The sequence below is a fragment of the Paenibacillus piscarius genome, from assembly GCF_022234545.1.
Lineage (GTDB): Bacteria > Bacillota > Bacilli > Paenibacillales > Paenibacillaceae > Paenibacillus_AQ > Paenibacillus_AQ piscarius.
In genome coordinates this window covers 39249-59553 of the sequence record NZ_JAIEUI010000008.1, presented here as the reverse complement: position 1 = coordinate 59553, position 20305 = coordinate 39249, and the positions used below count along the sequence as shown (strand labels likewise).

Annotated in this window: 9 protein-coding genes; 1 reads left to right on the top strand and 8 read right to left on the bottom strand. The window is 44.9% G+C overall.

All coding sequences use genetic code 11. The features are described 5' to 3' along the window. Positions 1–154 precede the first annotated feature (154 nt). Genes K1558_RS14745 through K1558_RS14730 form a run of 4 tightly spaced genes read right to left on the bottom strand, consistent with a single transcriptional unit; the run spans position 155 to position 15950 of the window. Positions 155–1768 carry an S-layer homology domain-containing protein gene (locus tag K1558_RS14745; protein WP_238652356.1) on the bottom strand — a complete coding sequence of 538 codons (1614 nt, stop codon included), beginning with the start codon at positions 1766–1768 and terminating at the stop codon, positions 155–157. After that, on the bottom strand, positions 1765–7455 hold the full coding sequence (locus K1558_RS14740) for a dockerin type I repeat-containing protein (RefSeq protein ID WP_238652354.1): 5691 nt from the start codon (positions 7453–7455) through the stop codon (positions 1765–1767). Before K1558_RS14740 ends, K1558_RS14745 begins: the two co-directional genes overlap by 4 nt. 3 nt (positions 7456–7458) lie before the next feature. Continuing rightward, positions 7459–14277 (bottom strand): hypothetical protein, encoded by a 6819-nt coding sequence (locus K1558_RS14735; protein ID WP_238652353.1) that lies wholly within the window; start codon positions 14275–14277, stop codon positions 7459–7461. A gap of 14 nt (positions 14278–14291) precedes the next feature. Beyond that, on the bottom strand, positions 14292–15950 hold the full coding sequence (locus tag K1558_RS14730; RefSeq protein WP_238652352.1) for a clostripain-related cysteine peptidase: 1659 nt from the start codon (positions 15948–15950) through the stop codon (positions 14292–14294). 283 nt (positions 15951–16233) lie between these two features. Here K1558_RS14730 and K1558_RS14725 point away from each other — a divergent pair, with 283 nt between their 5' ends. Beyond that, the gene (locus K1558_RS14725; protein ID WP_238652351.1) at positions 16234–17211 is read left to right on the top strand and encodes a tRNA dihydrouridine synthase; all 978 of its coding nucleotides are present in this window, start codon (positions 16234–16236) and stop codon (positions 17209–17211) included. Between the two features lie 272 nt (positions 17212–17483). On the opposite strand, the gene K1558_RS14720 is transcribed toward K1558_RS14725, so the two are convergent. The 4 genes from K1558_RS14720 to K1558_RS14705 all read right to left on the bottom strand — a co-directional run bounded on the left by K1558_RS14720 (position 17484) and on the right by K1558_RS14705 (position 19936). Beyond that, positions 17484–18185: a hypothetical protein gene (locus K1558_RS14720; RefSeq protein ID WP_238652350.1), complete on the bottom strand. Its 702-nt coding sequence runs from the start codon at positions 18183–18185 to the stop codon at positions 17484–17486. A gap of 25 nt (positions 18186–18210) precedes the next feature. Beyond that, positions 18211–18591, bottom strand: a complete 381-nt coding sequence (locus tag K1558_RS33035) for a helix-turn-helix domain-containing protein (RefSeq protein WP_338019699.1) — start codon at positions 18589–18591, stop codon at positions 18211–18213. Between the two features lie 437 nt (positions 18592–19028). After that, positions 19029–19628, bottom strand: coding sequence for an Ntn hydrolase family protein (locus tag K1558_RS14710; RefSeq protein WP_238652349.1), 600 nt, complete (start codon positions 19626–19628; stop codon positions 19029–19031). Beyond that, the gene (locus K1558_RS14705; RefSeq protein WP_238652348.1) at positions 19628–19936 is read right to left on the bottom strand and encodes a hypothetical protein; all 309 of its coding nucleotides are present in this window, start codon (positions 19934–19936) and stop codon (positions 19628–19630) included. The genes K1558_RS14710 and K1558_RS14705 overlap by 1 nt, the downstream gene beginning before the upstream one ends. Positions 19937–20305 lie beyond the last annotated feature (369 nt).

Below are 20305 nucleotides of genomic sequence, written 5' to 3'. Positions count from 1 at the left end.
TCTGCTCCACCCTTCAGAAGCACCCTCATGCTAATCTACTCTAGCAATTGGAATTCTGATTGGGTAGCGCAGCAAAAAACCCCGGAAGACCCGTAATCCGGGTCTCCTGGGGTAGCTGAAGCAGAGATTAATTAACTTTAAATCTAATGAAAATTCAATTCAGCTCACTAAACCTTTCGAGCATCGTGGCAACCTCCGCTCGGGTTGCAAGACCAGAAGGATTTATAGTCAAATCCGTGTTGCCCTTCATGATGCCCTTAGACACAGCCCAAGTAATGGACTCTTTGGCATAGCCTGAAATTCGATTTGCATCTTTGAAGCTCAGGCTTGCATTTTTAGCTTGGAGGCCATACCCTTTAAGCTTTGCGTATCGATGCAGCATAACAGCAATTTGCTCACGGGTGATGGCATCATTGGGAGCAAATCTCCCCTTATCATACCCGTTAACAATGCTCTTTTGATTGGCCCACATCACCGGATCTGAATACCAGCGGCCACTTTGAACATCTGAGAATGCACTCACAAATGTAACCTTCGGTTTATTCTCCATGCGATAGAGTACAGTGGCCAGCATGGCACGGCTCATTTTCCCGGAGGGTGAGAATTCCGTCTCAGAGGTTCCCGTGAACAGTCCCTTGTTGTACACATACCTTACAGAAGAATAGAACCAATCGGCATGGGCTATATCTGTAAAAGGAGGTTTTGTCGCAAAGGTAACCACCACGATGGTGTCACGGCTAACCTCTGGAATGGTGTAAATGTCATGGCCTATAAATTTCTCACCGTTGACAAAGATATATTCGGTTTCATACCCTTCATCCGCAATCATTCGGATGGTGGCAGAGGTTGTGGCGCGAATGGTCTGAGCCTCAAAGCCCTCGGCAATTTTGCCATTTCCGCCTTTCACAGAAGCTTTAACGGAATAATATAGATCCACTGCAGCCTTATCGGCTGTGCTGTCTCCAGCCTGGGCAGCCCAACGTTTCGGACCGGTAATTTTGGAGTTCCCGAAATCGGAAACGCCAATGCTAAGCTTTTCGATGGCTTCAGAGATTTCAGCAGCCAGCGCATCTTTTTTATCAAAAACAGCCTCAGCCTCAGCAATCACAGCTCTCAATTTTTGCGCGGACTTTGCCTCATACCAATAATCCGGATAATAGATATTTTGGGGATTATCCGCAATAGTAACTGAAGCTAGTAGAGCTTTTGCAGCAACAATGTTTTCATATAACAGAGATTTCGAGGCATCCTTTACTCCATCGCCCACAATGATTTGCACAGCTTCAACCGGTTCAATATACCGGTGTGTCGCATCTTTGTTCGTTAGAATGAAGCTGCTTGAGGAAATGCTGAACGTGCCGCTGTTTTTAGCCTGAAATACAGCCGTTCCAATATTGTTCAGTATGGAATCCGCTGTTCCCTTGGCGGTCATATCCAGATAGACATAGTTGATGGCACCATCGGAATACTTCATTGAAATATCCTTTTCCATATTCACACCGGTATTTTCCAGGACATAAGAATCAAACAGCAGCTTTCCTTGAAAGCCATATACCGGTGCCCTTCCGGCACCCGTATAGGCAAGACTAAGCTTAACAAATATTTTTTCTCCTACCTTAAAGGACGATTTCAAGGTACCCGAGCTGTCCGTTACGGTGATACCTACACGATAACTAAGGTCTGCAGCATCATTTGCGCCGTAGGCATAGGATGGCAGAACAGCCCCTAGAAGCATGATGCACAAAATGACTTTTACGTATTTGATCATCTTTTCAGTGCCTCCATTAGGGTGAGCTGCGCATCTACAATGTCAACCACGCCGTCGCCGTTTGTATCTGCTCTCATCCAATTTTCTACAGAACCAAAACCGTTGTAAACATTGTCTAAAATAGCCTTCAAGGTTGCCAAAACATCGACTTTATCAATAGCACCACTGCCATCGGTGTCTCCCCGCAGAAGAACAGGAGATTTCACCGTTGGTTCAAAACCAAGCTTGGCTGTCAATTGCTCACCTGTGACAAGCTCCTTTGAAGCACCGATATAGGCTTTCTTGAGATTGTCATATAACAGAGTTTGCTTGTTGCCTCCAATTACAACCGTTGTCTTGCCCATGCTCATTTCAGTATATATGGTGTACAACGAGAACCCTTGGGTCTGACGAATTTCATAACGGTAACCATAATCTTTTACCTTAATTTTGATAACGTCTGACAGCTCTTTATAGACCGTCTTCCCGTTCTGGCCTTCAAAAGCAGACAGTCTGTAGCTAACCTTGATGGCCGTTTCGCCTGGAGCCAATGCTTCAATGGTCCCGTCTTGTGAAAGTCTGATGATGTTCTGATTATACAGAACGTCCCACACAACGTCTTCTGCTTTTAGAACGGTGCCGTTAACTGTGCGGAGAGCTTTCACAGACAGCGCCGTTGTCCCGCCTATGCCAAGCTCGATCGAATCAGGCTGATCCTCGGAGCCTTCCAGGTCAGAGATGAGTTTGATGCTTTCAAACTCCGACAGAACGCGATTCACCAGATACACTGGAACCACCGTTTCGTTACCGGCATCATCAACCGCTTTAAGCATCAGAGTCTGGTTTGGCTCCTCACTTGAGGCCTTCCGATTGACCACGAAGGTTCCGTCAGAATTGATAACAATTCCGTCTGAACTGCCGTCTAACGTTAAGGCTGCGGATGGTTCTGTTAGGCCATGGAAGCTGTAACTTAGGTCCGCGCCCACAAAAACAACCTGATTGCTGACCGTGTTATCCACGTTTTCCTTATCCAGACTGGTTTTAACCTCTTCATCAAGGAGTAATACAGGCGCTTTTGTATCCACAGTAAATCCTAGGGCTCCTGATGAGCGGCTGCCTTGGAGGGTGTCACGGTTCTCGGCAACCGCTGTAAAGTCAGCCAGGTGCTGGCCGTCTTCAAGCTTTTCTTCAAAGGACCACACCTTCTTAAATTCCTGAGGCGTGTTTTTATCCTCGGTGTTAAGGTTTAAGGTCATTTTAACAGGTCTGTCGAAGGTGTACGTCGCCTTGAATTGGTCAGTGTTTAAGTAATAGAGCTCCTTTGATCTGTCAATGTTTGTCTCAAGGCTTACAAGCTTAGGCTTATCCGTTGCAGGCATAACAAAGCTTGGCGATGAGGCAAATTCGGTTGAACGATAATATTCCGCCTGTTTAAGGGCAGACTCCACAATTCTAACCGCCTGCACTTTAACCGAATAAGTCTTGCCTTCCTGTAATAGAGGCCGGTTGGTCTGGTTTTCTAACGGTTTGAGAATGATGTCACTGCCCACTTTAAATTGACCAAAGGAATTCTCGACCTCATCCCCATCTTCGTCTTGGATCGCCACAAAATAATGTGTTGCAGTATCGTCGCTGCCCGTTATGCCAACCTTCACATAGCCGTCACCGCTGTAGGCCGCAGACACAGATTTCGGGTTCTGAGGGAGCAATGGATTGGTGAAAGTAAATGTTGAAGCCGTGATTTTCTTGCTCATTCCGCCTTGATGGTTCACAAGCATTGCCACCACATGATATTTCCCTTCAGGGAAGGACTCAGGAAGCGTGAATCCATGAGAACCTGATTTAATTTCATCTAACTCCAGGTTGCCAATACTAATTAGTGATGAAGTATCTTGAATGTTAGAGGATTCAATGGTTTTCATGACGGACGGGTCCTTCGTAACATAGACATTAAGTGCACCCGAATATTTGCCCTGCTTGTCCGTTGTCCAGGAAACGTTAATATCACGGCTTGTATTTGAGCTGGTAGAAGCACTGATTCCTGTAAGCTCTGGCATATAGTCAACACTGTTTACTGCAAAGTCGTCTATATAAACGTCAGGTGTTGAAACTGAAACGGACCAGTTCCCCCCAACAATCAGAGAGGGATCAGTGACTGAAATGTACAAATAATTGGTGCCGTCTAAAGATTGAACAAGATAGTTTCCGTTGCCCTTGTTGTCGTCTTCAACCATGGTCAATTTTTTTCCATTTGGATTGGTGACAATGATGTCTGATGCAGAAGGCTTGATTAAACCGCGAAGCGGAATTTCAAAGAGAAGGGCATCCTTTGATGCCGGGTTAATCTCTTTGGTAACCCCATTGCCGGCCCTTGTCTTAGCGACGGCCTCCGTACTCAGTCTTCTCATATTCGTTCCATAGATCATGGTGGTTGGCACAAGGTTGCCGCTCTCGTCCAGCGCTTCCGACTTCACATAATGCACGGCGTTTCCTCTTGAAGATAAGTCGATGGACCCGCCAAAGCTGAGATCCCCGTTCCAATAATAGATGAAGCCAAGCTTAATCCCAATGACTTTAAAGTTTGCGCCAACAAAGTCAGAGGAGACGGCTGCCTCAACTCCTTGCAGCTCCTTGCCCCCCACTAGCGGGATGGAGTCTGGAATGAACAGCCCTGCGTACACATAACCATAGAAATAATCTTCCGTGATTTTTATCGTGATCCCGCCGCGAATGGCTCCGGCATGAATACTGATGTTGCCGAAGGCATTAAGCTGAAACGGCGAGATCCATTGAACATTCATCCCCGCCCCAATATTAAGCAGCCTTCCCTCTTCGTCTTTCTCCAGGTGGCCGCTGCCTTCTATGGCAAGACCGGATAGCTTCGCATCCAGCTTAAAATCACCCACAATAATGGCATTAATCAATAGCCTCGTCTGAAGATGGATGGTAAGGGGCGGAAGCTCGCCTGCCGGTTCTCCGGCAACGGTGTCTGCAAGGTTCGAAATGCCTCCGCCAAGGCCTGTGATAAATACATAAGGTGCAACCACAGGAACCTTCATTGTGGATGGCGCTAAAAAGAAGGTGAGCTTGTCCAGCATCATCTTGGGAACGGAGTTAATAGGAACCTTTTTGAGGGCCAATGACCCTTCTACTTCGAGCATGGTAACAGATACACCGGCATCAATACTATAAATATCTTCAATGGTGTTAATGGTGATATCCGCTTTAACACCGGCTTCGTTTCCTACTAACGGGCCTAATATATCTTTGGGCAGAGCTACTGAGAGTGTTGTGTTAATGCCAACAAAACCAATCTCGCTGTCTTTACTTCCATAGAGAACATCTTGAACGTCCGCTGTGAGCGAGCCTTTATAATCATAATGCTCCTCACCCTTGGATGAGTCAGCAGCTTTTAAAGGCATTGAAATTCTTCCGCCAAAGCTAATTCCGAAATCATCGTCGTCCCGGGTCATAACACCGTATTTAATATTGATCAAAAAACCTGCAATATTTTGCAGCATATAACCGGCATCGCCGAGCTGAAGTTCAAAGGCCTCAGCATTCTTCCCGGCAACAGCCTCCCGGTTTAGCGTATATTTGGTTCCATTGCTGGCTTCAAAATGCCACTTATTATGCCAAATATTAATCGAGTTGATCACTTTGACGGTACCGTCGCCTTCCAGCCTGGCCCCCTTGCTGTCAACGGTCATCTTCAAGGCTTCGGTGCTGTCATAGGTCAAGATGCTGTTGATGGTAATGTCGCCGTCGGCCGGGCTGGCAGAGTAATATTTTTCTGTCCCCGTATCCATAAGTCTGATTTTTCCGCGAAGGGTCAACAGAATTTCTGTTTCGTCTTCTTTAAAGGCAATTCCTTTGTGAAGAATGCCGTCTTTGCCCACACCGCCGGCTATGAATTTCTTCATGACATCTTCGTTTGTAAAACTGATATAGTCATATAACTGTCTGTGGTTCGCAGCGTCTGTGAACCGGACTAGCGAAACAATACCGTAGCTTGCACTTTTATCTGCTAAATTATCGGTAACGTCCACTGAAGCTGCTGCTTTAATTTTGGTACCGAAGGCGTCGATCAGCTGTTGATTGGTAAATCTGAATTCAATGTCATACTTCCCGACGGCCAACGTCTGATTCGTTGAGAACGCAAGTGTTTGGCCTTCATCAATAAAGCTTATTTTTCTTTTGTCAATCAGAGCAGCCTCGCCGCTTGTTGATGAAACAAGGTACAGACTCCATCCGTCACTTCCCGAGAGGGCCCCTGACAACACCTTCATATCGCCGGAAACGGTAAGGTTTTTGTCGCCTTCATAATAAACGGCCGCCGGGAAAACATGCTTCATTGAAACCTCCGGGAGCTTTCCTTCCACTGCAGGAATCAAAATGTTTGTGTTGGCACTGTAGTCAACCACTTTATTGGTATTAGCATCAATAATTTCTGTGGCGTTTAGTGAAACGACCAGCCGTTTTGACGTAATCATAGACTGTGTCTCGGCAATAATGTCAACATCCGGAATATTGAATACCGTTCCAATGTTAAGGCCGCCCGAAATCTTCACCGTGTATTCCCGTGTCTTCGTGGCTGCAAACACAAGCCCCTCTTCGAGGCTAAGCTTCACAATGGGTTCTATAAGTTCTCTTGCTCCTGAGACACTGTTGTCAATGGTGACATTTGCTTTAAATACACCGTTGTTTTCATACCCTTTTTTGTCGTTAGCCAGTACTACATTTTCGGTTTGGATTCCTATGGACACATGCTCCTTTTGGGTTTGTTCAGCAAAGCTGCCGATCCCATAGAGCATTTCAGAAATTCTGACTTGACCCGGCTCAATGGGTTTTTCATTCCAATAGTAGGCCGTTGCCGTGTCAGGAACCAAGTATTGGTTGGAATAATTAGTAAAGTCAACACTAGGGTTTGGCGTATACTCGTATCTGGTGTTTGCAAGATTAATCCAGTGTCCGACAATCACCTTGTCAACGTTCACATCCTTGTTGCCGCTCCAGCCGGACAAGAGGGCATAAGCCGTCTTGCTCGAAGCGGATAGAGAATCAACATATCTGATTTGCTGCGGAAGATTGTCACCGCTATATTCGGTTTCAACGATGGTCGGCTGCGACGGGTCAACCAGCACATAAGGTGCGTCAATCTCTGAACCCAGCGCGTTGTCCAGAAGAAGCCGAATCCCCACCGTTCCGGCTGTGGCATTGTTATTTTTCACATCATATGAAATACCAATGTTGCCAGTCCTTGAATTGTTAGGGTCGATCGAGATGGACACCTTTTGTGTGATGGTATAGCCCTTAATGTCCCATGCAATGGTTAACAGCCTGTTTTGCTCTGAAACGACAGGTTCATGAAGCTTGGTATCCATTCCAAACCAGCCATAGTCCTGACCGAAGATAAAATCCTTTCCGTCGATACGAATGGTAGTGAACGATGTTCCGTTGCTCCTTGCCGCATCTTCCTTATACAGAAGCGGAAGGTTGTTATCAAACGCTTTTTGCGGATGACCGTCAATGGTTTCTATAGAGAAACCTCCCGTTTTTGAATTGATTGAATATTTCATATATTCGTTCGCAATGGAATAATCCGCACTACTGGCGTCAGCATGAACAGGGAAACTTGCAAAGGTGAAAAGCATGGATAGAATAATAGCTGCAGCTATGCTGCGTTTCATTGTTCTATAGAACGTCATTGCCTATTTCCCTCCTTGATTCGAGACATATACATGAATGTTGAAATAGTCGCGTTTATCCGTCTGGATGTATACGGTGTACCAACCGCTCGTAACATTATCGAGGGTATACACACCGCTTTTCTCCCGAAGGACCGTTCCTTTGGTTTTCATCTGACCTTGGGTTAAGATACCTTTTTCATAACGTGCATACGAGATCCCGGAGAAGTTCTTCAATGAAATTTCAACCTTGTTTCCAAGAACGGACGCAGCATTTGAACTGTCTGGCATCACGCCGTTCACAAGGGCTATGGTGTCATAAAGACCCACAAGGCGAACGGTCCGGCGAATGGTGGTCTGATTCCCTGCATCATCTCTTACGGTATAGTCGATATAGTACGGGTTCGAGCGGACAAATTCATTGGCTGAGATGTTGTCCGGGTTAAACACCCGCCCGCCGGCCCCATAGCTTATAGTGACCCGGTTCGTCAGGTCAATCTTTTTACCCGCAACCATATCCCATGCCTCGAAGTCCAGAAGCTTGGACTTGTCATAGGCAATGGAGGCATCTTTTTTCGGCGTCATGCCTTCGATGAAGATGAGCTCCTCACCATTTTTAAGTTTTAGCACAGGGGGTGTTTTGTCGATCAGACCAATGTCAACACCATACGAGGTATAGGTCCCTGTTCTTCCTTCCAGATTGAAATTGTAAAGTCCATTTTCTCTATAGTTCATTGACTTCTCTTGTTCCCAAGGATCGTTTCCGCCCACGAGCTTAGCATCCTTATCCGTGATTACCGTGACATTCACATTCTGGTTCGTTGCCGGGTTCTTGTCGATCCCCACAACATATCCTTCTTCTTTTCCAGAGGTGTCAACACCAACCACAATCTTGTTTTGGTGATCCTTTTCCACCCACTCGCCGCTTTGGTTCTTTTCGAGATATTTGTATGTCCAGCGAACCTCTTTTACCCTTGGGCCGCCCACTTCAATGCCTTCAACCGTTACAAGTATTTTTTGCGTGATGCCTGTTTGGTCCCTAACTTGAAAGACGTGCTCTCCGTTCGTTTTAACGTTGATCACTGCCTCTTTATAGGACAGAACATCGCCGGCTTCGTCCTTCACTTCAGTCAGAAGTGCATGTTCATAGCCGCGATAAGAAACGGTAAGGTCTGTCAGTTTTCTAAGAATATCCAGCGGAACGCCGTCACTGTCACGGATCTGGTCAAAGGTCACATTTACGCTCAGCTTATCTTCAGCTAATGTGGCAGTGGCTTTGATTTGCGGCGGTGTGGACACGATATTGGATACGGTAATCACTTCCTGGCCTTCATTGCCATAGTCGTCAACAAAGAACATGGACACTGTACCATTTTTTCTAAAGCGGACAGCTTTTGTGCCGGGGATATGGACAATATCGCCCGCAGTTAGGCTTCCGGCAGGCTCTACACCGGTGACTGTAATCGTCTTGAGCTCCTTGCTGAACTGTGTCAGCTCCACATTCACGCTTTGCGCAGTAATGGTGGCGGGAGGCGTGCTGTACGTTTTTGCAATTGCAGTTGGCACTACTTTGTTAATGTTTGAGACGGTGATCGGTGTCGTCCAACGGTTTCCGGCGTAGTCATAGGCTGTCACATTGTAAATTCCTGAGCTGTCCAGTTCAACGACATATTCATTCTCAAGCGGCTCCCCTTTGAAGGGATAGACCACATCGCCCTTCTTCACCTCTGCAAATGCAATTTCACCTGAATCATCTGTTAAAGTGATCGTTGCAAAGACATTTTGGTTGGTCTTGGCCGTATTGGATAACACATAGGAGGTTTGTCCAATGGTGTTGTCAAACTGGTTATAGCTAACCGTTTGAGAACCTGTGTTGCCTGATTGATCCCTAAACTCAAACGTGAATGTGTGATTATCCTCCGTTAGAGTCCTTGAGAAGGCTGCGTTGTTGTTGGTCATAGCAAGAGTTTTTCCGCCTCCGGTAAACTTGAGCGTGGCCATAACCCTTCTATAGGCTTTTCCTTCTTGGATTGGAACCCAGTTCCCAAGATAGTTCTCATAGCTGTATTCCACCGTGTAGTGCTTGTCTTGTGTAATTGGCGTTTTATCAATATTCGAGACTGTGACCGGCAGTACCGTTGCTATTCCGGCTTTGTTTGTCACTTTGAAGTATACCGTCGCATTCTGCTCGAAGGTTTCGATATGCGAAACAACAGAGTCAATCGGGCTGAAGCTTATGCCGTCATACGAACGTTCAAGTTTTAGAATTCCGCTTTCCGGGTCATATACAGAAAGTGTTGCGGTAACATTTTGGTTGGTTGGCTCCGTGGTCGAATAGTTCACCTTTGCAGCTGGTGCAGTTTCGTCAACCGATGCAATGGCAACATATTCCGCTTCCATCCGGTCAGCTTCCATACCTTCTGCCGTATAGGTCTCAAAATAAGCTGATTTTGTTGTTTTGCCGTCTCTTAGCGCTTCAAATACAAGCTTAGAATAAGCTGTTCTTCCTTCAACTTCTGTAAACGAAGGGTCAGGGACACTTAGCTCTGTACTCAGTTCTAATCCGGATAACACGGCATTTTCAACAAAGAAATATTGTCCGGAATACTTTGGATTCGGAACCACAATATAATACAGCTTGTCGCCCTGGTTATAGGATATGAACCCGCCGTTTTGGATCGTTTGACCATTTCTCTCTACATGACCGGAAATATCATATCCTGTAACGAAATTAACATCAGGCGTGAATTCCAGAACGCTATCTCTTCCAACCTCGTCCTGAACATAGAGGCTGATTTTATTATTGTTTTGAATAACGACCTCATAGTCCATTACATAGTTAGCGGAGGTTGTTAAAAGTCCTGTATACAGAAGGTTCGACCTGGCCATATCACCCACAACATCACCCTCTACAGGTGCGTTTGGCATTACGGTTACTGGAACGTTAAAATAAACGCTAACCGTTGCGGTGGTTTTTGTGGTAGCAGGGTTTGCGCTGACCCTTACAATGGATGCCTCCGCGTCAACCAGGTCCAGTTTTGCGTCAAAGAACACTTTTTCAGTCACATTTCCTGCGGTGTCGACGGCTTTGACCCCGATGGCATAGCTTCCGCTAAGCCCCTTCAAGTCAATGGTGTAGGTTCTCTGTTTGTTGCCTTCGCCATTAATGATGACCGGACTGCTCTGCATTTCCACGGATGGGCTTGATTGAAACAACGCATAGTCCGCTTCGGTTAGAATATGGTTTGCTGCCGGGTCTTGAATAAGGGCGAATGAGACGGTTGTGTCATTCTTGTCTGAGACATCAACGGTAATCACACCATCCTGTCTTGCTCCTGAGGTCACGATGTCACTTGAAGCAAGCGCAGATGGAGCTGCCCGGTCAATGTTAGATACGGAAATAGGAACCAGAACACGATTTCCAAGCTCGTCAGAGAGGATCAGTTTTGTGGTTATATTCTCGCTTACCGTTACTGTGAACGCACCGTCTGTATATGGAGAAACCGTGATTTTGTCAGCGTCCTCGGGTGCAACGGTCAGCTTGCTGATCCCTGTGCCGGCATCATTTGCGACGATTGTTGCGGTCACGGATGCGTTGGTTGGCTGAATGGTGTTATAGTCCGGCAATTCAAAGGTTGGTGCCTGGCTGTCATACAGAATGGTGAGCGGTCTTGATTCTGTTAAAAACTCAGGTTTGTCGTCAGCAGGAGCATTGATGAGTCCAAACTGGAGATATATGGTATTGACCCCTTCTTGAAGCGGAACCGGTGTGTCGAGTGTAAATGCGTATTCCCCGCCCGAATAGTTGCTCGCCGTAAACTCAGGAACTAAAGCGCCGTTATCTGTTGGCATACCGTCCGTTGTTGCATAATATACCGGGTTTTGATATTTCGTTGGGCTGTCAGAAGTCCATGAGGCATGGCGCTCCCTCAAAACAGCATAGACACCATAGGTTCCATCCGTTGTTGTACTCATTTCGTTTAAAATTTTGGACCCGGTAAAGTTTAAGCTTTCAATTACCGCAGGCTCTGACCTCATCCCAAAGTATGGGGAAACCTTTTTGCTTTCTCGGCCATGCAGGTCTTGTGCCACAACAACAATGCTGTACGCACCTGATGGAAGTCCGGTCAGGGTCAAGGTTTGATTAACCTGCGCTATGTTCTCACTGTCAAGTGTCAGTATCAGCGGATAGTTCGGCATATCTTCGGTTCTGATCTCTGAGTCCGGCTGGGATATATAGTAATATGCACTTGCAATTCCACTGCGGTCTGTCACTTTCACGTTAAACTGATGGGATGATTTGAAATAATCGTGCTGACTTAATGCGGTAAATTTAATCTCCGGAGGATTGGCGTCATACGTGTATACTTGTGAGAATTCGGCAGTGTTACCAGACTGTTTATTTTTCACACGATATTCAAGGATATATTTTCCGTCCATCAGCACCTTGGTTCCGCTAAGATTCGTTTTTTCAGCTGCACCAACAGCATCGCTTGATTCGTACACTTTATATTTTTGTGTAAAGCTTTGGTCATTGCCAGGATCAGAAATCCACCGGTAACTCGTTTCCAGGTTTGGATTGCTGACGTCAAAGCTAATGTCAAAATGCGGCTTGGGAAGACTGGAATCCTCCGTAATCAGTGTGTCAGCAACATTTCCATTGAAAATACTCACAGGTTTTTTATAGTATCTGGAGGCTTGCTCGTTTCTAGAATCATTGCCAAGTGAGTCTACTGTGAAATAATAGAGCGTTCCTTCAAAGTTGTCCCCTTTGGGAATGGATAGAATGGCAGTTGTGCTGTCACCTTCTGAGTCTACAAATGCCCACACCCCTTGAGTTGAAGCAATTTCTGCAGAGGCAGGTTTAATTTGATTGATTGGCGTGTCAGGCGGCGCCGTAATTCCGCTAATAAAGGTATAATAAGTCCTTGACCAGCCGTTATTGCTTTGCTGAAGGTCATTCATTTCAAAGCTATAGTCATTTCTTTTGCGATGTTGTGCATCTTGCGGATGTACCGTCTCGTTTACGGTCACCCGCGGAGCCTGATTATCGATTTGAATATTTTCAATTTCTGCATATCCGGCATCTCCGCCAAGCGGATTGTCGGCTTGATCCCATCCGTACAGCCGAAGCTTAAATTCACCTTCAGTAGGGTCGATTGGACTTAGTTTGATGCTAACGCCATTGATAACCTGCGTGTTAATAGGTGCGGTAACTCTTGTTCTGTTTCCTGTACCGTCAAAGTTTGTGATTCGGGTCATGGCCGGTTCATAGGAATCACCGGTTTTCTTGTACAGCTCATAATTAAAATAGTTTTGATTCGACTCGTTGTGGGCGACATTTCCGTCTGGATAGAGTGTTTCGCTGGCAACCATATAAAATTCATGCAGCTTTTTGATGTTGCCTTGAATGGAATTTGCCCCCGCCAGGTCATTACCATTCTGGTCGGTCACTCTTACCGTTGGGGTTTTGGTGTCCACTTTATGAGTTGAGAAATAAAAGCTTTGTGATGCCGGTGATTCTGGAGTTGGATTCTCTAAATAATAGGCCTGAGCCCGGCCTTTCTTCGTCAGATGGGTAGATACGTTGTCAAGCTGAAGCCTTATGCCCTCGCTTTCTACTGCGCTAACATCCAGCGGGACTTGTCCAGTGAACTGAAGCTTGCCGTTTGGTTTGCCGTCATTGCCCGCAAGTTTGGTCATGGTCAGGTTGGCAAGCGGTGTTGTCGTGTTGTTCCCAATATATAACGAAGGCGTGGCTTTGAAGTTGGTAATCAGCTCCGTTTTAATTTCTTGCGTCATGTTTTTTTTGTGAATGGACACCGCTTCAACCGTGATATTAACATCTGTGAATTTACGGTTGAGATACAGATTGTCCCGGCTCGGTGAATAGGTAACCGTGTGAGTGATATCGGGGTTGCCGAGGTTATAGATGCTACGATAGAACGTATACGTTACATCTTTATAATAGTAATCCGCTTGCCCTATCTTTGTTGTTAGATAGGTTTTCACTTCCGGATCTCCTGAGCTTGTATGGGCAAAGGTTCCCCCGAGGCTCTCAGGATTGGTAGACTGGGCAAGGAGCGCCACTCTATAGGTTAGAGAAATCTCTGCTTTGTCCTTGGCAACCATCTGATCGTGAAGCTTTTTGCGGTCAATATCCAGTTGGAAGGCTTGCGTGGCTGTGGGTTCCTGAAAGTTCAACCAATCATTGCCTACGGCGTCGTCCGAAACGGTATAGCTGAACACAGGAGCATCCTCATATTTCATAATGTCATAGTAACCGTATTGATCTCTGACGTATTTGTTCCACTCTGCATGTTCAGAGCCTGATGAATTCGCATCCAGATAGAACTCTCCGCCGAGCTCATCAACATAACCTATATCGGTGAATTTTCTTTTGGTTACATCCGAAATGTCACGATACAGTCTGCCCTGGTCTTTTGTCCATGAATCGATTCTAATAGTCTTTACCTTAGTCGGATTGGTATTCCCCTCAAGATAGGGAAGATACAAATCCACATATTCACCGTACCAGTCATCACTGCCCACCAGCCAAAAAACAAGCTCGTTCATTCTCCACGGTGGAATATTTTCCATTTTAAATGTATGTTGTGTATTAGACCAAGCGGGAGCACCGCCAAAATTTGCCACATGATCAGAGTTTATTCCAGATTCATAGGTGCTTACTCCCATATGAATATCATCACCTGTTCCGCCGTTCTCGTTGCCTCCTGTTTTCACACCAAACACATAAGTGTACTCTGTTGCTACATTCGCATACACAGGCGCTACTGATAGTAAGAGCGAAATTACCAGCATCAAACTTATAATCTTCTTCATAACATGCCTCCTCGTTAGAAAATAGTTTCTATATACTTTGCGCTTAGACCGATAGCTTGCAGTTCTTCTTTCATTTCATGTGTGCGTGCGATTTTTCTGCTAGGGACATATAAAGCCACGCCGTTGCGATTTTTGTAACCTGCTGAATTTCTTACTTCAAAGGCAAGTGCTTGGGCGGCGGCAGTGACTTCTGATGATTGGCCCATAAGCTCTATCAGATCATATTGATCGAATATCCCGTCGTTTTTGCCTAATAGCTCTGAGCGGTTTGCAAGGTCGGTCAGGGAGCGATCAAACTCTGCCTGTTCTATGGCCTTAACCAGTGATTCCGCCTGAGACAGCTTCATCATGGACATGGTTGTTTGCATTTGAGATTCAATCCCCGAATGAAGGGTAAAGGAATCTAAAATTAAACGCCCTATCCTTTCAGTGCTAATCTGCGGGTTTCGCTCGATCGCACCTATCCATGTGGTATAGTACAAGCCTGCTGCGGGGGTTGAATCTTCAGAGGCTATGAGATATTTGCCTTGATCTCTAAGCGCATAGGCAGTTTCAACGGTGCCCATAAGACAGGCATCAAAGACGATTAAGTCGAAATACATACCTGATGAATCGATTGCTTTGGAAAGCTCCGAGACCTTCATCGTTTTTCGTTCGTTCAGCTCGTCTGCACCAAATCCGCCCATTGTACCGTACCCATGGTCCCACAGAACCAGGATATAACGCTCACTTGGTGCAACGGTTTTGCCCCATACAAGAAAATCCCTTAGTGTTTCAGGGTCTGATGCGGCGGTTTGGATACGGCTATCGTGCTTTTGCAGTTGTCCATTGCTGACTTCAAAGCGTTCGGATGCTCCATCGGTCATATATTTGTTGTGATACTTGAGCGTTCCGCCTGTTTGCAGCAGGATTTTCGTATTCTGGTTTGGCTGACCGCGCAAAATTTCTTCCAGGTCATCGGTTAGCCGGCCTTGCTGTGATTCAAGGTCAGAACCCACTGCATAGATTAAAATCGTCGTTCCATTCAGCTTTTTATCCTGCTCCCAAAGTGACCTTGCCTCGTTTAAAGCTTGCGTGGTGAACACATTTGTTGCGCTAAGGGTTTGACCTAACGTTGCAAGCTGATTCTTGGGTCTTGTGTCTAGAACATAACTGCTTATTGTTGCAAGAGTCCCCCGGTTGAATTCGCGTTCTTTGGTAAGGTCTACTCCCAGAACTGTTGAGGCGAAAGAAACTGCGGTTGTATAGGTAAAGTCACCCTTTATTTCTGAATATCCGAGCACCCTTAACACCATTGAACAATATTGGTTAAGCGAGACGGGCCGGTTACCGCCAAAACGAAACTCATCCATTCCATTAACTACACTCTTGGTATAGGCATACGACACGTAGCGGCTTTCCCACCCTGTATCCGTAAATGGACTTTGGTAGTTGCTTTTCAGGACCTCCTTCTCCTTCCCCCACAGACGCAGCATCATTACAAGGGCTTCTGCTCTGGTAGGCACCCGCGACAGCTCAACTCCATTCTCCGTTCCACTGAACAATCCCAAATGGTTAAGCCCTTCTGCATAGCTGGAGCTTTGTGCTGCTGTTGCTGATGGAGTGGTTGCAAGGAAAAAGGCTAAAAAAATGATAAAACCTCGGATTTTTGTCATCAAATTCCGGCTTTTCAATTGGAAATCCCCTTCTTTGCTCCAAAATTCGCTAATTAACCTTATCAAGCTACTCTAACATGACAGTTTAACCCCTGTGTGAAAGTTAAAGAAATCTTTAAGTTCGCACTTGCCGCTCCCTTCTGGCCAACAGCAAAAAGAGCCTGATCTTTAGGAGAACAGACTTTAGAGGATACCTAATTGATTCACAGCACCTAACAAAATGTGTTAGTCTATGTATGATGGGTAAAAGATTTAGCTATAAATTATATCGTTTTTATATGTTGCAACAGGAGAAGATAATATGAGTAACGAACCAAATTTTTGGCTGGATTTACCGAAACCGTTTTTTATATTAGCTCCAATGGAACACGTCACGGATATTGTATTTCGTCACGTCATTAGTGAAGCTGCACAACCTGACGTATTTTTCACAGAATTCACAAGTGCTGAAAATTATTGTCACCCTGTTGGAAAAGAAAATGTAGGTGGCCGGTTAATGTTTACAGCTGATGAGCAACCGATTGTCGCTCATATTTGGGGCAATAAACCTGCACTTTTTGAACAGATGAGTATTGATATGAAAAAACTTGGTTTTCGTGGTATCGATATAAACATGGGATGCCCGGCACAAAACGCCGCAGCCAGTGGAAAAGGGGCTGGATTAATACTTCATCCTGAAGTTGCAGCAGAAATTATTCAAGCAGCAAAAGCAGGTGGATTGCCGGTTAGTGTTAAAACAAGATTAGGTTACTCCAAAATTGATGAGTGGCGCGATTGGTTAGGACATATATTGAAACAAGATATTGCGAATCTGTCCATTCACCTTCGTACTAAAAAAGAGAAGAGTAAAGTAGCTGCACACTGGGAACTCATTCCTGAAATAAAAAAATTGCGCGATGAAATTGCCCCAAATACGTTGTTAACCATTAATGGAGATATTCCGGACCGCGCAACAGGATTAAAAATAGTTGAACAATACGGCGTTGATGGTATCATGATTGGCCGCGGCATTTTCACTAATCCATTTGCTTTTGAGAAAGACTCTAAAGAACATAGCGCGAAGGATTTTCTCAATTTACTTCTTTTACAGTTGGATCTTCACGATAAATATTCGACAGAAGCCTTGCCGCGTTCATTTAGACCCCTTCTTCGCTATTTCAAAATCTATGTTCGTGGATTTAGAGGCGCAGACGAACTAATCGACCAATTAATGGACACCACTTCAACAGACGAAGTGCGTCGTTTAGTAAAACCTCTGTTAGATCAAGAATTAGATTGAAGAATATTAAAGTCTAAAGCCATGAAAAAGAGACTTCCCACAAGTTCAATGAACTCGTAGGAAGCCTCTTATTTTTGCATCAAGGGGTTGTAACCCTTATTACATCATGCCGCCCATGATTTTGGGCCGTTTTTTGCTGTTCACCTTGTCCAGAGTGTCCGGCTTACAAGGAATTCCCGTCATATGTCTCCGTTAAATCCTGCTACTTCTGATCCGTTTGTGGGGAAACGTGTGGGGAAGTTGTAGTTCTGTTTGACCTAGATTTAGTATATTCATTTTCCGGAGTTATCCTTCTCCAAATGCTTATTAAACACAATTTCGGTTCTTTCTATCAGTTTGTTGACTATGGTTTTTCTTTGATCATCAGTGCATAACCATAAGTCCCAGTATTGCTTGAAAAAAGCATTGTAAAGTTCTTTATCATCTTCCGTAGCTTCAATTTCTAATATCTCGGACATTATCTTCTTATCACGAATTGCCTTCATGAGATCATTATAGATCCTAGACAACCTTTCATTGGCTAATTTTGAAGTCGTTTCTTGTGTAAATGGCAGACTTGGTATTACGTTTGTAATTTTGAAGGGTTTAGACTTGTTCTTCTTTCTAGGTGGATCCGCGTCAACCTCCTTCTTTTCTATTTTGATTTTAATCATATCTGGTGCCTCTAGCTGCTCACCTTGTATAGAAGCATCAATTATTTGCAGTTCATTATTACAAAATGCTTGATCTATTCTATTTATCTGGAAACCTAATAAGTTATAAATCTTATCTTTCCTAGAGTCGTTTCGTTCCCATTTTTTCAATGGAACATCAACTAAATCCATACGAGGATCATTTAGCAAATCAACATGGAAGCTAATAGCTATCTTGTAGTGTAGCTCCTTTTCAAATTGGTTAATGTCTGGTAGCACGACATTAATTACTTTATCAGCAAGTTCATAATCAAATAATCCAGCTCTCAAGATGTATTCCAATATACTCACTCCTTTCCGACATTTACTATTCCTTACCCTCCAGCCAATCAATAAATCCTGGCTTAGGCACAAGTATTCTGTTGCCGATATGGATATAGTGAAACTCTCCGCTCTTTGCCAGAGCATAAGCTTGCATATTACCTATTCCTAAAATAGTTTGAATGTCCTTGACCCTTAATACATCTGGGATATGCTCCCACGAATTTAGCTTTACTTTCCTCGGTTCTCTTTGTAACGGAACTTCTTTCATTACTTCTAGTTCCCTCAAATGTTGCAGTTGGCTTAGTAGTGAATCCATCTCATCGTTCATGAATCGCTGTAATTTCTTAACTTGCTGTTCAATCAGATTAATCTGTACTACAAGTATTCCTTCACGCTCTTTGACTCTACTCACTTTCATTCTCATCACTATCCCTTCATATGAAAAAAAGTATGTACTATAAGGAATAGCCGTTTAAACGGACTTCTCCTTAAAGCACATACTTTTTAATTTCAACCTTGTCTAGAGCATATCACGAGTCAATAGCCACTTCAATTAAAATTGAGCACCTCTGAATTTCAATTGACAAAATAGTCCGTTTGATATATGTAAATAAGAAAACTGCCCCCCCCTCATATATGAAATAATCATACGCCGAAAACGAAACTGGCAGCCCGGTCCCCACTCGTCTTGTTCCCAAGCTCCAAGGGAGGGGGGAGAGAACTTCAAAAAATTCTCTCTTTCTCATACCTAAAGCTAATTTCAATATTCCAGTGATCCATTACATAAAAGCGCTCAGATGATCCGGGTGATAAGTTCACCTTCAAACCACATGAGCGCACACATCTATTGATCGGGTTATCCTATATGACGATCAGATCATAAGTTCCACTGACATATCCATCATGTTCTGCTGTATGCTCTATCAGAGACACTGCCAGATCCCTAACTGTTTGATCATTGATCTTAGGTAAAGAGGCTATCTGTGCCGTCAACCATGGATCTACAGCGTACTCTGCACGGGATAGGCTCCAGATCAAACCATTTTCATTTGATTCCATTAGGATTGGCTGAAACTCCTCCCAGCAGCTGACTCTACCCAGCAGGTACCGCCCGTCCTTGCCCTTGCCGCCGAAATGAAATGTAAGCTCCAATGACTCCTTCGGGATGCCTAATTCGATATTCCTCAGCAACGACTTACTAAAGATATCCGTTACATCTTCTACAGTTGATCTCGCGCTTATCAACACACTATTATCCATAATGAGTTCTTCTGCCAATCCTTGAAATTCATTGTTTCCTATGGGCAGATATATTCCTGAGTAGCCCACAATAACCTGGTCATTCAATTGATGAAGCTTCCTAACATCGTCTATATGGATGCCGGTACTGAGTTGGACTCTACGCCGATCAGCAACGGCAACAGCAAAATCTTTCGTGGAGAACACAGCAACCAATGTCATCAGTAGCTCCCGCCTCCTCTGGAAGTAACGAAGAGCTGGGTAACTACATTAGCTACGATACGTCCAAGTGTGTCCGGGGTAATCTTGATTTCGTGGAATGAACCACGGTTTACCCGTCCGCTAGTGTCTTTGCTCAAATAAGGGATGATATCAATGTCTGCTCCGCTTGTTTCCGTATAAGGTACCAGATTCCCGTCCACCTCAATCTTCAAGCTGCTGGGCGTTGGACCCTCATATATCCCATACTTAATATCATGCGTATGTGCTGGGATCTGGTGCGTATGCTCCATGCTATGTGTATGACTCATATCGTGGGTGTGCTCCATATTATGAGTGTGGTTCATATCATGCGTATGATCCATATCATGGGTGTGATCCATGTCGTGAGTATGGTTCATGTCATGCTCATGACTCGACAGTGTTATTGGATGACTGTGATTACCTGAAGGAACCCACGTTCTAGCCACACCATTGACGTCCTTAAATACTGTTCCTGCTGGCCATCCGTGATTATGCCCTCCTTCCCCAAAATAGGTCCCTTCCGTTTGAGTTGCTCCAGATATATTCCTCGGACCTGTAGTATTAATACTACTCGGACCTGAGGTGTCGCGGGTGCTAGGGCCAGCAGTATCCCTGCTGCTAGGGCCAGATGTTTCCCTACTGCTTGGTCCAGCTGT